The sequence below is a fragment of the Lysinibacillus sp. A1 genome (genome assembly GCF_000801965.1).
Lineage (GTDB): Bacteria > Bacillota > Bacilli > Bacillales_A > Planococcaceae > Lysinibacillus > Lysinibacillus fusiformis.
Map to the genome: position 1 here is coordinate 1 of NZ_JSZM01000039.1, position 14959 is coordinate 14959.

The window sequence follows — 14959 nt, forward strand, 5'->3', positions numbered from 1 at the left end:
TACATATACTGTACAGAGCACAATGGTCATGATAAATAATCCAGCTGAGTAAACCCACACCCCAGTAATATTTCCGAAGATTTTTTGTTGTAGTACAGGCTGAAATGCAAGAATCGGAAGCAAAATATAAAGAATAAGAAACACTGCGGTAATCGAGAAAAGAAAGGTGTTTTTCTTTTTCACAAAGCTATTGAATGATTCCATTGCCTCAATTGCATGATAATCAACGGGTTGTGCTTGTTTTTCACTAGAAACATTCGCCATTATTATTCCCCCTAAAGTTTTATATTTCTGTTTTAAACGACATATTTCTTTTTCGTTCGCCGTTATATTCACTTATTTTATGGGGGATATTCTTATAATGCAATACTAATTTTTGAGTTTTTATAATTTTTAGTCATTTCATTTTTGTGGGAATAACATAGAAATATTAAGGTTTTACTAGAAAATTATTGTATGAAAGAGAGTGTTTATTTCTATTGATATAATATTCTTAAAATAGATTACTCCTAATAAAAATGACTATGGGAGAAAATAATCACCTAAAAGAGAATTTTCTGTATTTTATTATTCTGCTAGTAATATCCAGTGTTGATTGATAGCGTGGAATCGTTTGTTATATAACAAAGAGTTTTTTCTTTGGGAAATAACGAAAATAATAAAAAAAAGCTTTGAAAATTTTTTAAAAAAGGAGAGCCATTTGGGAGAAGTAGAGTGATGTAATGCCAAAAATAGTTAATGTTCACAACTTACACAAAATGCACCGCTTGGATAAGTTCATTATCTTGTATTTGACATCTAGAATGCATAAAATAAGGTGAAGAAATGAAGGGAAGTGTGCAAAATAATGAAAAAGAAAAGCATGCTGCTAGTTTTAGTACTAGCATTCAGTAGCATTTTAGCTGCTTGCGGAAGTTACAAGTTTGAGCCATCTCTAAATATTGAGGTTCAAGATTTTAATGTAACGAATCAAAAAAATGAACAAGTGAGCCTTGATAATTTAAAGGGCAAGCCTTGGTTGGCCATGTTTATTTTTACAAACTGTACGACAATCTGTCCGCCTATGACATTTAATATGACAGAAGTACAGCAGGCCCTACAGGATGAAGGTCTTGAGGATTATCAAATTGTTGCATTTAGTGTAGATCCGGAAGTGGATAAACCAGACGTATTAACAAACTACTTAAAAACGTATAACGTTGTAGATGAAAGTAAATGGCAGCTATTAACTGGCTATCAGCAGAAATTTATCGAGCAATTTGCACGTAAATCATTCAATTCATTAGTTAAGAATGATCCTAACTCAGACCAAGTCATACATATGTCGAGCTATTATTTAGTGAATGCAGACGGCACAGTTGTAAAAGACTACGATGGCGCGACAAACGTACCAGTTGAAACAATCGTTGGAGATATGAAGGCTCTTATCAAAGAAAGCAAGTAACTCAAGTAACACAGAGGTCCATGTGACTTCTGTGTTTTTTTGTTGTTTAGAGACGAGCTTCGGAAATTGATTCGTCTCGATTTACTTTCTCAATATTGCACGGAGTAGCCCTGTATTATATTGTTGTATGCACAACGGTTCAATAACTTAAACTATTCAACTAATTACAGGAGGTATTCACTCAATGACTAAAGAGGAACAACTGCACACCATTAAAGAAAATTTTATGAACTGTCAAAAGGTATTATTGGCAATTGGTGATGAAACACGTCAATCTATTTTACTTGTTCTAATGGCAACAGATTGTCAAACAGGCTTGCGTGTTGGCGAAATCACAGAGCAAACACATCTCTCTAGACCTGCTGTGTCACACCATCTTAAAATTTTACGAGATGCTGGCGTTATTTTAATGCGTAAAGAAGGGACAAAAAATTTTTACTATATCGATATTCGTACGAAATTAGGTTTATTAAAAACACTTGTTATAGATATTGAATCGTTGTTAAAGGAATATTATTGAAACGACTGGTATCGGACATGAATTGGAGGAATCAACATGAAAGCAATGGTAATTGATAAATATGGCAATGCTCCCATGCGTTTTGCAGAAGTGCCTACACCTAATATTGGTGAATATGAAATTCTAGCTGAAATTCGTGCGGCCAGTATTAATCCGATCGATTTTAAAATACGGGATGGGAAAGTAAAACTATTAATTAAGTATGAAATGCCTCTAATCCTCGGAAATGATTTTTCAGGAGTTGTGGTAAGGGTTGGTACAAAGGTAAATCGATTTAAAGTAGGAGATGAAATATATGCACGGCCACGTAAAAGCAAAATTGGTACCTTTGCCGAATTTATCGCAATTCATGAGGATGACATAGCGTTAAAGCCTAAAAATTTAAGTTTTGAGGAAGCTGCGTCCATCCCACTCGTTGGCTTAACTTCATATCAAGCATTGCATGACATCATGCAATTACAAACAGGACAAAAAGTGTTGATTCATGCAGGGTCTGGTGGTGTCGGTACTTTTGCTATTCAATTAGCTAAATTAATGGGGGCAACTGTGGCAACGACTGCTAGTGAAGCTGGGGCAAATCTAGTAACAACTCTCGGTGCTGATGAAGTAATCAACTATAAGACAGAAAAGTTTGAGGAGCTATTAGAAAATTACGATGCAGTTTTGGACACACTCGGAGGGACGTCACTCGAAAAATCCTTTGAGATAATTAAACGTGGAGGAAAAATCGTTTCAGTTTCAGGCTTACCGAATGCCCGCTTTGCAAAAGAGCATGGCTCAGGGTTTTTTAAAAGATTATTGTTTTCAGCAGCAAGTTATAAACTGACGGCACTTGAAAAGAAGCATGATGCTCACTATTCATTTTTATTTATGAAGCCAAGTGGTGAGCAATTACGTATAATTGCGGACTTTATTGAATCAGGTAAAATCAAACCTGTCATAGATAGAATTTTTTCATTTGAAGAAGCTCAACAAGCGATGGAATATGCCGAGTCTGGAAGGGCTAAGGGGAAGATTATTGTCAAAATCAAGTAATGGTCTAAGAGTATCAGGTTGTTATCCTATGTTGGCAAAGAAAATGCTCACTTATAAATTTCGTTTTATTACAGCAAATTTTGCTGTAAAATAAGCGCTAGAATTAGGAAGATAATTAAGGTTGATTTAAAAAAAAGGATGATTTAAATGAAGAAAACAGTGAAAATAGCCTCCTAAAACCAACCAAAATTTTAGGAGGCGTGAAAATATGAAATTTTATTTGATAGACCGCGAGAATTGGCAACGAAAAGAGTATTTTGAACACTATTTGCAACAACAAACATCATTCAGTATAACGAATGATATTAATATTACTGTTTTGATGGAGAATTTAAAGAAAAAGAATTTGAAACTATATCCCGCGTTTATATTTATGATAACTAAAGTTGTCAATGCACATCAAGAATTCAGAACTAACTTTAACGCAGAAGGGCAGCTAGGGTATTGGGAGGAAATGTTGCCTTCATACACAATTTTTGATAAACAGTCATGCACATTTTCTTGCGTTTGGACATCCAATTACACTACATTTACTGAATTCTACACACAATATGAGCAAGATATAGAAACTTATAATGGTACAGATCGAATGTTTCCCAAAATGCCTATACCTGAAAATAATATCCCTATCTCCATGATACCATGGTGTTCTTTCACCGGATTTAATTTGAACATTCATAATGGTGGAGATTATCTATTACCGATAATAACGGGTGCTCAATATGCTTCTATAAATGGGGAGTACCGCTTACCAATTTCACTACAGTTTCATCATGCTGTTTGTGATGGTTATCATGCAGGAATTTTTATGAATGAGCTGCAAAAACTTGCTGATAATAGTGCAGAGTGGCTATAGTTTTTATAAAAGGAGCTGTGATTGCAGCTTCTTTTTTTCTTGGACTTAGCAGACTATTTGTAAAGAGAAGGTGGAAGCGTCCGTCATAGCTCAAGACACCAATGTTATGTTTTTGAAACCACCGTTTTATGTATAACGGTCTAGTAACTAGAGAGACTTTCTATTTAAATGCAATTTATAGTAAACTAACCAAAAGGGAGGAGAGAAATTATGATTAAACAACTGATCGTCGGTGACACATCGCATGAATTGGCCGCTACACGTCGCATTTTGGAATGTTTGCCTGAGGAGCATCTGTCATGGAAACCTCACGAGAAGTCGATGACGCTCGGTGGGCTAGCCACACATTTGATTAACATACTGAACTGGCAAATTGCTATACTTCAATACTCAGAGTTTGATCTTTTAACTGTACCGCTAAGAAGAGAACCTTTAGAAAAACAATCGGATATTTTAAATGAGTTTGACGGAAACGTTGACATGCTGGAACAAATGCTTGCCGAATGTGACGAGATTATGCTGGGTCAAGTATGGACCTTGCGTCAAGGTGACCATATCATTCGCCGTGAGCCACGTGCACTCGCATTCCGTACCTTCGGATTAAGCCATATGGTCCATCACCGAGCGCAACTCGGAGTATACTTGCGCCTTCTCGATATTCCTGTCCCTGGTATGTACGGTCCCTCGGCTGACGAACAAACATCATGAGCGAAGGTTCTTCATTGGAAAAGGGTAGAAACATAGCTTGAAGGCTCATATTTTAGCAAATGTCTGCCACCTTACATGAAAATGCTTAGTATAAAAGGAGCGTCCAAAATCAATTGTCTTATAAAAGACAAGGCGTTTTGAACGCTCCTTTTATTTTGATGAAATTGTATTAATCCTAAGTGGATGGTCAAAAAAATTTAAAATTGGATGGTGATAAAAAATATAAATCCCTTATTATTGAAAGGCGGATGATCAAACATCCATATAGCCACATTACATATTAGTGAGAAATCAAATAATTAATAAAGTAATAGCTATGAAGAAAAAATGGCTGAAAGAGTTGATAAAAGATGACAGCAGGATTGATCATTACGATAGTAATTGGATCTATTATTAAATTGTTAATGAGCCCACCAAGTATAGCTGTGGCATGGATAGTAAATAAATTTGAACTTCACAAAGAACTAGACTCAAAGGAAGTTACGGTCACGTTTAATGGAAATAATTTAGAAGAGGGAGAAAAAATAAGATTTATAGATATTTTTAATAAAGCTATCTTTTTGAAAAAATATTACATATTTCCTGGCAATGAAAAATTATTTTTACGACCTGAGACGAATGTTACTCCATTTGTCATCAACTTAAAAAGTGGCAAAAAAGAGGTGGATTTCTTAATTTTTCCCTACGATGATCATGTGGATGTAGTCAAGAAACGTAAAGAGAAAGTGATTTCATATTGTCTTAGTTCAGAAAATCTGCAAAAGTTCACTATTTAAACAACTAATTAAATTTTTGAAAAGTAGGGATTCGGTTAAAACTGCGGTTTCGGTGCAGAATCCCTCTTCTACACAAACTGCTGATCTCTCCACTCATTTGTATAGTAATTTACTATTTCTTTTTGCAGGAATTACAAAAGAACCAATAGATACAGGCACAAGACAATATCTTTCAGTTTTTCTGCAAAGGTTCTTACAATAAATCCTTCTATTTTATCGCATTCTTACATATACCTTATGTATAACGGATAGGTAGCGCTAAGGAAAGTTGTTTTTTGAAAAAAACCCAATTTCTCTGTATAAATTAGAGAAATTGAGCTTTGTTTTTATTATCGCTGTGAATTTGTTTGAATAGTAAACTTAGAGACATTTTCCTCCATTGTATTAGCTAACTTTGCTAATTCTTCACTAGAAAGGGCAACTTCATAAATGGAGTTTGTTTGATTCTGTAAATATGCGGCTGCTTCTTCCGTACCAGCTGCATTTTCTTCTGATATAGCAGATAAGTTTTGTAGAATATCTATTACTTCGTCCTTTTTTTCACCCATATTATTGCCTAAGTTATATAAATCCTCTATTACCGTTTTTATTTTTTCAATAGAAACTGCAACATCTTCGAATTTACCATTTGTAGTTTCAACACTTTTTGTTTGCGAATTGACAAGATTATTCACTTCTTGCATTGTTTGAACTGCTTGTCCAGTTTTTCCTGTTAAGTCTCCTATCACCGTGGCAATTTCCTTAGTAAACTGATTGGATTGTTCTGCCAACTTCCTTATTTCGTCCGCAACCACAGCAAATCCTTTTCCTGCTTCACCAGCTCTAGACGCCTCAATAGCCGCATTTAGGGCTAGTAAATTCGTCTGTTCCGCAATAGTTCTTATCATCTGACTTGCATTTTGAATTTTCCCAGAGCTTTCGTTAGTCGTGAGAATGATAGTATAAATTTCATTTGCTGCCTTATTATTTTCTTCTGTTGTAGCAACAAGCTCCTTTAATATGAGTAAACTCTCATCTTTTATATTGCTTACTTCATCGACAAATTTATTTAGGTTTTCTAAATGACCTTGATTACTTTCAATTAATTCACCAAGCTCTCCAATACTTGTAGTCCCATATTCGGTATCTTTTGCCTGTTCTACTGCACCCTTAGCGATGTCTTCAACAGCGGATGATAAATCCTTTGAAGACTCTAAAGAAATACTAGTAGAATCTTTAAGTTCTTCAGAAGATGCAGTTACCTTTTTTGAAGTTAGACTGATTTCATTAAGTAAATCAACAAAATTATTCTGCATCTCATTTAATGCATTTGTAAGCTTGCCTACTTCATCATTTCTACTTGTATATTTTAAATTGATTAACTCATTGAATTCTCCTTTTCCCATTTCATTGCATTTATCAACTGCTAACAACAAAGGCTTAAACATTTTATTTAAAATAATAATCATTAGTAAAATGATGATTAAACAGCCAACACTAACTGTAATAATTTCCTTTAATAAAATTTCATTCGTGACCTTTGTGATATCGCCCTCAAAAATGCCAACATCCATAGAACCGTAAAGCTTATTATCTATGTAAATGGGTACCATTATATCGAACGTCCAACTTTTCTGAACATCCGCATAAAATCTACTCGTCATAGTTTCCCCATTTTTTGCTCCATCTACAGAGTAGGGGTCATCTTCATAGTTTTTACCTATTTTCTCTTGATCACTATGAGCAATTGCCGTAACGTTTTTATCAATGACAACTGCATAAGCTATTCCACTTTGCTTAGCTTTGTTTTCAACAAAATTTTGCAATTCCACTGTAGGATTAGAAGTAGAAAGTAAAATATACTCCGCTTGACGTGCAATTTCATCGACTTGCTGAATACTCTTTTCTAATAGAGCCTCTGAAACATTTTCTTTAACTGTACTAATATTCAAATAGGAACTAATGCTGATAACCGAAATAAACAGTAAAAGTGTAAATCCGATAATGCGATTTTTTAAACTTCCTTTTCTGACCTTACCATTTTTCAGCTGTTGACTCATAGATACTTACCACCTTCTTTTTAACTATCTCAACTTTTCAATTAATTATAGTTCTTTAGTTATGGTTAATCAATATTATTTGGAACAAAGTTATTACTTTAGGTTATAAATTATGAATTTTCGAAAACTTGACCTTGGTTGGTGGCTCTTCATATCTTTTGTTCGCAATTCATTTTCCGTACTATAGGTTAATGAAGCTTACATAATTAATCCTTTTTAATTGACTAGCTGGATGGGGCGAGTCATTTTTTTCGAGAAATTTACCTTTACATTCAAGTTACTTTAAGGTTTAACATTAGACTTAGGGAGATGGTAAATTTGACTGAATTCATGAATATACAGCTTTTTTCTGAAAAAACGGGTATTTCTAAAAGTGCATTAAGGTATTATGAAGCAAAGAATTTACTTTTACCACGAGAGAGAAGTACAAATGGTTATCGGATATATTCCAATGATCAAATAGCGACAGTAAAGTTGATTTCAAGTTTACGTTTAGCTGATATACCAATAAAAGATATTAAAGTCTATTTAACAGAAAACGATGAAGCAAAACAAAAGCAGATGATGGAAAATTGGATTAATAATATTAACAAGAAAAAGGACCTTTTAACGGTCAGCCTCCGCTATTTAGAAAGTGATTCTATAAGTAGGGAGATTTATCTAACAGAAAAAAGTGCAGAACAGATTATTTGGTATAATGCAGAATCTAAAATAGGAAAATTCAAAGAACATTTTTTGCGTAGAGGGAATGAATTAAAAAATATAAAAATTCCTATTAAAAATTGTTACTTGAAATATATATCTGGTAATGAATTTATTAAAGCACAAATTGGTTTTGGTATCCCAATTGATTTAGAAATAAATAATTTATCAGAAACAGCCTTTATAGAACGCATACCGCAATGCATCTGCATTGCAATGCCTTATCAAGATTCGATCTCAACAATTCAAAGTGGTTACCACAAATTATTACGCTATGCTTCCGAACATGAATGGACGCCAACATCTTCAATCCTGGAGTGGTATCATGGTGTGGATTTTACTGAATTAGATTTGTTAATGCCAGTTACTCAAATTGTAAGGAGAGGAGTATGAGACATGGAAGAGTTGATTGTAAGCATTGTAGAGTTAAAGGGTAGTTATCCTAATATCGGATTGAAACAAAGTAAAGAAATTAAAACATCCATGTTGTTAGAACAATTTAATTTGCTTCAAACGCTAAGTACTAATTCTAATTCAACAAAGGCTCAGGAAGTACTAAAGACTGTTTCACCAGGTATTTTAGAGGAACTTAAAGGTATAGCAAATGGGCTAGAGATGGAGTTAGACCTTATCGTGAAGTTTTATAGCGGATATGATGTATCTTTTCCACCGATGGGATGTACTACATTTGTAAATGATCATAATTACGTACGTAATTATGATTTTAGTCCAGAATTGTACGATGCAAGACTCGTATTTTGTAATCCAACAGATGGCTATGCAAGTGTTGGATTTAGCCATTCGGTAATTGGAAGGCTTGATGGGATGAATGAAAGAGGGCTTGTTGTTGGATTACATTTTGTAAATAATCATGACAAAGAAGAAGGTTTTATTGCAACAACAATTGTTAGAATGTTATTAGATCAATGTGGATGTATAAGAGAGGCAGTCGACTTAATTTCAAACATTCCTCATGGATATTGTTACAATTATTCGATTACGGATCCGAGTGGAGTAGGGGTAGTCGTAGAAGCTTCTCCTCATAAACAGGTTATTCGTTTTGGAAAGTCACTATCCTGTACAAATCATTTTGAATCAGAACTATTACAAGATAAAAATAGAAGTGAAATACAGGGTTCATTAAAGCGAAAGGAATATGTAAATAGTCTTTTAAAAAAGAAACTATCACCAATATCTTTATATTATCACTTTAATGATGGACACTCTCCCTTGTTTTATAAATACTATAAAGAGTATTTCGGAACATTACATACAGTTGTCTATTCGCCAAAAGATTTATCCCTGATAATTGGTGTAGGAGAGAATTGTGCACCAATTATGGTTTCGTTAAAGGATTATTTGGGCGAGACTTTAACTCTTCCAACTGTTATTAAAGGAAAAATTAATATAAACTAAATTCTTTGGTTTCTTATTTCGCCATAAACAGTAGTTGCCATTTTGAATGTTAAGAAAGCAAACTTAGTTGATTGATGAATATTAATAATACTTTTAATTGCTGTCGGGAGCACCAATACATTGTGCATGTATTGGTGCTTTTATTTTTTATTGCATTTAGTTTACATAATATATTTAAGGTTAACTAAATATAGACATAATGCCAGGGCAATTATGCCTCTAGGTAGTAGTAGCTAAGATACTCTACTTACTTCAATATATCGATACATGCCATTTAACATGACAGGATGATCTTTTTCTATTTTTATCTGATGTTTGTTTTGATTAATGAGTTCTTCGAAATTTCTACCAATATCGGTTCCTAACAAACTGATAAATGGACGTAACAGCTTTTTTGGAAAGGTGATTTTTTGATTTTTAGGAGCAAATTTATCAAAAATCAGCATTCTTGCATCCTTTTTTAAAACTCTGATCATCTCTCCAAAACATTTACTACCATCAGGAACAACCGAAAGAATTAAGCTCGCTACAATATAGTCAAAGGATTCATCCTCAAACGACATTTTTTGAGCATCCATTTCTAAAAATTGAATAGTAGTGTTCTTGAATTTATTTTTAGCTTTATTTAACATGTCAGGAGAATAATCAATGGCTGTAATATCATATTTAGCGTAATCAATTAATTCTAAATCCGCTCCAGTACCAATACCTACATACAATATTTTTTGTTTGCTTTTAAAAGGTACTTCTTGAAAGATCCTCCTTCTAGCTTTTAAAAAAATACCTGTGTTAAAAAATTTATCGTAGAAGGAAGAGCCCAGTTTGTAAATTATCTTGTTCCAAGTATTATTCAATGTATCGTCCAACCTTTCAACGGAATATTTAAGTATTTAGCCTTTTATAATTCTGTGAACCCTCCGATGGCAGTACTTTACTGTCATCATACCAAAATATAAAAAAATTCCCATTAAAAAAGAGCGTATTTGAAGATCTTAGAAAAGGGGTTATTATAGTAAAGTATAAATTTTAGGTATTTTATATGAAAAACAATAATAATATAATTTAAAACAATGTAATTTTATCGCTAAACAATAAAACTTGTGGTAAATTTATAATGTTATTAAATAAGTGAGGTGCTTCAAATGAATGTTAAACGAGGTTCAACCATTTTCTTAAAGGTAATTATTTTTCTGGCTGGAATTGCAATTCTTGCTTTATGTATATTTTTAGTGCCCCATATAGCTAATTTCGCATCAAGTTTGTATCCAAATTTTTCTCCAATGACATCTCTTATTTTCATCGTAATGTATGGAGCGGCCATGCCTTTTTTCTTTGCTCTCTATCAGGCTATTAAGCTTTTAAAATATATTGATGAGGACACTACGTTCTCTGAGTTATCTGTAAAGTCATTAAAAAACATCAAGTGTTGCGCGATTATAATCAGCGGGCTGTATGCTTTAGGTATGCCAATCTTTCATTTTATAGCAAGAAAAGTTGACCCTCCTATTGGTATAGTGGTGCTCATCATTATTTTCGCTTCGTTGATGATTGCTGTTTTTGCTTCAATCCTCCAACGACTTCTACAAGAAGCGATTCATATAAAATCAGAAAATCATTGGACCGTTTGAGGTGGATATATAGCAATTATTATGAGTATTGATGTGATGTGGCAAAATGAAAAATGAGCTTAACGGAGCTTTCCAAAAAAGATTATTAAAATCCTTCTAGTATAAAAAATGGGGAAGCAAAAGCGTTTCGCATTAGAAGCAAGACTTTGGATTGCCAGCCACTTGATATTTTGGCGTACAAAGGTGACGAAGACAATTAATAATGAGAATAGGTTTTGGAACAGTCATTTTTCAAATCGGACGCATTTCTATAGTTAGGAAAGCGTCTTTCTTTCATCATCTAAAGGGCGAAATATTGTCGAACAATAGTCGTTGACTAAACCTATTCCTTTGGATAAAATACTACGAAATGTACATATGGCTGTGATGAGAAGAGAACTTCGGTAGGTGGGGAGGGATCTCCTATTCATGAGAACAGGTATGCTTATTATACTAAAATAATCAAGGATTGGGGCAAATCAAATGAACCCTTTGTTATTAGATATTCCTTTAGAATTAGAAACAGAAAGGTTAATTCTTCGTGCACCGCTTCTAACTGGAGACGGAGAAGTGGTGAACCAAGCCATTCAAGATTCCTTTACCGAATTGAAAGAGTGGTTGTCACTTTTCCAACAACTTCCTACCGTTGAAGAAACAGAAATATTGTTAAGGGATGCTCATATAAATTTTTTAAAAAGAGAAAGCTTTCGTTTTCTTATTTTTGATAAAAGCGGCGGCAAGGACCTTATTGGAACCGCGAGCCTTCATGGGATTGACTGGAGCATTCCTAAATGTGAAATAGGATACTGGATTAATACCAAATATAGCGGTAATGGCTATATGACGGAGGCGGTAAAGGAGTTAGTGAACCTCGGATTAAATCATCTCGAATGTAAGAGAATTGAAATAAGATGTGATTCAACTAACTTTAAAAGTCGTTTTATTCCGGAAAAGCTTGGTTTTATGTTAGAAGGTATATTAAGGAATGAGGATTTATCCGCAGATGGCAGCAAGCTGACTGACACTTGTATTTATTCCAAAATAAATTAAATTGGTGACTTGTATTGAAAAATATCATTTGCAATAAAAAACTTTATATTGACAAAATATTTTTTTGCTGTAAAATGAAAAATAATTCAAAAATATTTGTATAGAACAAAGGCTATGAAAAGAAATAGTATCAATTATTTTTACGAACAGAAAGTTACCGGTTGATGAGAGGTGCATGTAAAACGATTGAGAATTCATCTTGGAGCTGTGTACCGAAAAGATTATTCTAAGTAGGCTACACCGGTAAGCACCCGTAATCATGTGCGAGAGTATCGTCAAATGACCGTACTTCTTAAGGTAAGTAATGTGAATTGCTTATAAATTAAAGGTGGTAACACGAGTTGAATCGTCCTTTTGGTTAATCCAAAAGGGCGTTTTTTTTTTATTCCTTTTTTGAGCAAAGTATTTGAAAATCTAAACGTAATAGGAGTTAGACATTATGAAAGACAATCATCAAGATTCACAGCTAAAGCGCGGATTAAGTACACGTCATATGCAATTAATTGCACTTGGCGGATCCATTGGAGTCGGTTTATTTTATGGCTCTAGTTCAACCATCCAAATGGCTGGGCCATCTATTTTACTAGCTTATTTAATTGGCGGATTAGTTATTTTCACAATTATGCGTGCATTAGGCGAAATGGCAGTAGAGGAACCTGTTTCAGGCTCGTTCAGTACGTACGCGAATAAATATTTAGGGCGCTTTGCTGGATTCTTATCGGGTTGGACGTATTGGTTCATGTGGATTGTCGTTGGTATGGCAGAATTAACAGTAGTCGGTGTATACATTAACTACTGGTTCCCAGATATTCCACAATGGGTAACTGCCCTTGCAGTACTCGTTATAATGACGCTTGTAAACTTAGCAAATGTAAAAGCCTACGGAGAATTTGAATTCTGGTTTGCGATGATTAAAGTTGTTGCGATTATCGGTATGATCGTTCTAGGGTTAGCCATTATTTTCTTCGGTGTTGGCAACCAAGGTGAAGCAATTGGCTTCGATAATTTATGGGCACACGGTGGCTTCATGCCTAATGGTTTCCATGGTATTTTAATGTCACTCGTATTAGTTATGTTCTCATTCGGTGGGGTTGAATTAGTTGGTATTTCTGCAGGAGAAGCAAAAAATCCTAGCAAGTCAATTCCTTCAGCTATTAACAACATCGTTTGGCGTATATTAATTTTCTATATTGGTGCATTAGGCGTTATGATGATTATTTATCCATGGAACGAAGTTGGTTCAGAGGGTAGCCCGTTTGTTCAAATTTTTGATTATGTCGGCATTCCTGCTGCAGCTCACATTATTAACTTTGTTGTCATTACAGCAGCGATGTCTGCATTTAATAGTGGTCTATACGGTTCAGGACGTATGCTACATAACTTATCGGTACAGAAGAATGGTCCAGCCTATTTCAAAACAGTAAGCAAAAACGGTAGTCCACGTAGAGGGATTTTATTTTCTTCAGCGGTGTTATTAATGGCGGTTGTCTTAAACTATATAGTACCTGAAAAAGTGTTCATCTATATTTCTGCTGTTGCAACTGTGGCAGTCATAACAAGCTGGATGATTATATTATTAGCACAATTGAAATTTAGAAAGTCAAAAACGAAAGAGGAAGTAGCCAAGCTGAAATTCAAAATTCCGCTTTATCCACTTTCTACGTATATTGCCATTGCATTCTTATTAATGGTGATTGTGTTAATGGCGTTTATTCCAGACATGCGTATTGCGCTATATGTCGCACCAGTTTGGTTTTTAATCTTATTTATTGGATACAAAGGCATACATGTGAAAAAATAGTTAAATCATTTTATTTAACCGATATTTCCTTCAATGGGACGTAAATCGATTGGATACAGCTATCTTAAGATTAATCATGTGTATGCTCTAGAAAACGTGAATGTCCCAAAAAGAAATCAAAGTCCAAGAAATGCTGTTAAACCAACATTTCTTGGACTTTTTCTATGAAAAAAGATAAACTTTGGAGGAACAGCACGGGCATAATACGTATAACGACATTAAGTTTTGGATATATCGATTATGAAATAATGCTTTAATAAAGGAGCTGTATAAAATGGATGAACAAAAAGATACAGAAATAACATGCCCTTCAAAAGCAGAAAACATTCTATCTCAGATCAATCGTAAAACGAAGCTAGGCGACCTACGAAAAATCGCGAAGGACATAAAAAAAGACCATGAACTAGCTATGGAACTTTGGTCAACCGAAGAGTTTTTGCCTAGACTATTAGCGATTTTAATTATGGACAAAAAATGTCTTTCACAGGATGTGCTAAATAAGCTTGATGAGGATATGCAGACTCACACTTTTGATGAGCGAAATAACTTAATGGATTGGTTAATGGCGAATCAGCTCACAAAAGACAAAAAGAAAATTGAGTTAATGGAGTCATGGGAAAATAGCCCTTCACCTCTTCAAAGGCGAGCTTTCTGGTATTATCAAGGGCGATTGAGATGGACTGGGCAAATACCTCCTGATAACACTGTACACCTGCTATCTGCATTAGAAGCTACTATTATGCAGGAAGAACCGGAAGTACAGTGGGCTATGAACTTCACAGCAGGATGGATTGGTGTTTATGATGAAAAGAATCGAGCACGTTGTATTAAACTTGGTGAGAAAACGGGTCTTTACAAAGATGAAAAAGTGGCAAAAGGATGTACGCCCAGCTATTTACCAGAGTTCATTACAATTGAAGTGAACAAACGACAAAATAATTAGTTACCGCTATTTCATGCAAAACAATGAGGCGCTTTTCAGAAATTGAAGTGACCCCAAAAAGT

15 protein-coding genes and 1 other annotated feature are annotated in these 14959 nt (G+C 34.3%); of the genes, 12 read left to right on the forward strand and 3 right to left on the reverse strand.

The window, feature by feature from the left end; genetic code table 11:
• The coding region (locus PI85_RS21505) for a DUF485 domain-containing protein (protein ID WP_039392461.1) at positions 1-264 on the reverse strand (264 nt) is incomplete at its 3' end.
• A gap of 583 nt (positions 265-847) precedes the next feature.
• Between PI85_RS21505 and PI85_RS21510 the strand changes: the two genes are divergently transcribed.
• The 6 genes from PI85_RS21510 to PI85_RS21535 all read left to right on the forward strand — a co-directional run bounded on the left by PI85_RS21510 (position 848) and on the right by PI85_RS21535 (position 5339).
• Positions 848-1444, forward strand: a complete 597-nt coding sequence (locus PI85_RS21510) for an SCO family protein (protein ID WP_008181322.1) — start codon at positions 848-850, stop codon at positions 1442-1444.
• A gap of 184 nt (positions 1445-1628) precedes the next feature.
• Positions 1629-1964 carry a helix-turn-helix transcriptional regulator gene (locus PI85_RS21515; RefSeq protein ID WP_036126089.1) on the forward strand — a complete coding sequence of 112 codons (336 nt, stop codon included), beginning with the start codon at positions 1629-1631 and terminating at the stop codon, positions 1962-1964.
• 36 nt (positions 1965-2000) lie between these two features.
• Complete coding sequence (locus PI85_RS21520; protein ID WP_036126088.1) at positions 2001-2999, forward strand: NADP-dependent oxidoreductase; 999 nt, start codon at positions 2001-2003, stop codon at positions 2997-2999.
• 208 nt (positions 3000-3207) lie between these two features.
• Positions 3208-3855, forward strand: a complete 648-nt coding sequence (catA, locus tag PI85_RS21525) for a type A chloramphenicol O-acetyltransferase (RefSeq protein WP_036126087.1) — start codon at positions 3208-3210, stop codon at positions 3853-3855.
• 210 nt (positions 3856-4065) lie between these two features.
• Positions 4066-4563, forward strand: a complete 498-nt coding sequence (locus PI85_RS21530) for a DinB family protein (protein WP_036126085.1) — start codon at positions 4066-4068, stop codon at positions 4561-4563.
• 350 nt (positions 4564-4913) lie between these two features.
• Positions 4914-5339 (forward strand): YfmQ family protein, encoded by a 426-nt coding sequence (locus PI85_RS21535; protein ID WP_036126082.1) that lies wholly within the window; start codon positions 4914-4916, stop codon positions 5337-5339.
• Between the two features lie 329 nt (positions 5340-5668).
• On the opposite strand, the gene PI85_RS21540 is transcribed toward PI85_RS21535, so the two are convergent.
• Positions 5669-7378, reverse strand: coding sequence for a methyl-accepting chemotaxis protein (locus PI85_RS21540; protein WP_052323595.1), 1710 nt, complete (start codon positions 7376-7378; stop codon positions 5669-5671).
• 318 nt (positions 7379-7696) lie between these two features.
• Between PI85_RS21540 and PI85_RS24540 the strand changes: the two genes are divergently transcribed.
• Positions 7697-8473, forward strand: a complete 777-nt coding sequence (locus PI85_RS24540) for a MerR family transcriptional regulator (protein ID WP_036126080.1) — start codon at positions 7697-7699, stop codon at positions 8471-8473.
• Positions 8474-8476: 3 nt separating this feature from the next.
• On the forward strand, positions 8477-9496 hold the full coding sequence (locus PI85_RS21550; protein WP_036126078.1) for an acyl-CoA--6-aminopenicillanic acid acyltransferase: 1020 nt from the start codon (positions 8477-8479) through the stop codon (positions 9494-9496).
• A gap of 233 nt (positions 9497-9729) precedes the next feature.
• Here PI85_RS21550 and PI85_RS21555 read toward each other — a convergent pair whose 3' ends face one another.
• Complete coding sequence (locus PI85_RS21555) at positions 9730-10350, reverse strand: class I SAM-dependent methyltransferase (protein ID WP_036126076.1); 621 nt, start codon at positions 10348-10350, stop codon at positions 9730-9732.
• Positions 10351-10638: 288 nt separating this feature from the next.
• On the opposite strand from PI85_RS21555, the gene PI85_RS21560 reads away from it, so the two are divergent.
• The 4 genes from PI85_RS21560 to PI85_RS21575 all read left to right on the forward strand — a co-directional run bounded on the left by PI85_RS21560 (position 10639) and on the right by PI85_RS21575 (position 14897).
• On the forward strand, positions 10639-11124 hold the full coding sequence (locus PI85_RS21560; RefSeq protein WP_036126073.1) for a DUF2975 domain-containing protein: 486 nt from the start codon (positions 10639-10641) through the stop codon (positions 11122-11124).
• A 462-nt stretch (positions 11125-11586) separates the two neighbouring features.
• Positions 11587-12153 (forward strand): GNAT family N-acetyltransferase, encoded by a 567-nt coding sequence (locus tag PI85_RS21565; protein WP_036126071.1) that lies wholly within the window; start codon positions 11587-11589, stop codon positions 12151-12153.
• Between the two features lie 105 nt (positions 12154-12258).
• Positions 12259-12510 (forward strand) — a binding site (T-box leader).
• 82 nt (positions 12511-12592) lie between these two features.
• Entirely contained in the window at positions 12593-13954 is a 1362-nt protein-coding gene (locus PI85_RS21570) for an amino acid permease (protein ID WP_036126068.1), read from the forward strand.
• Between the two features lie 274 nt (positions 13955-14228).
• Complete coding sequence (locus tag PI85_RS21575) at positions 14229-14897, forward strand: DNA alkylation repair protein (RefSeq protein WP_036126065.1); 669 nt, start codon at positions 14229-14231, stop codon at positions 14895-14897.
• Positions 14898-14959 lie beyond the last annotated feature (62 nt).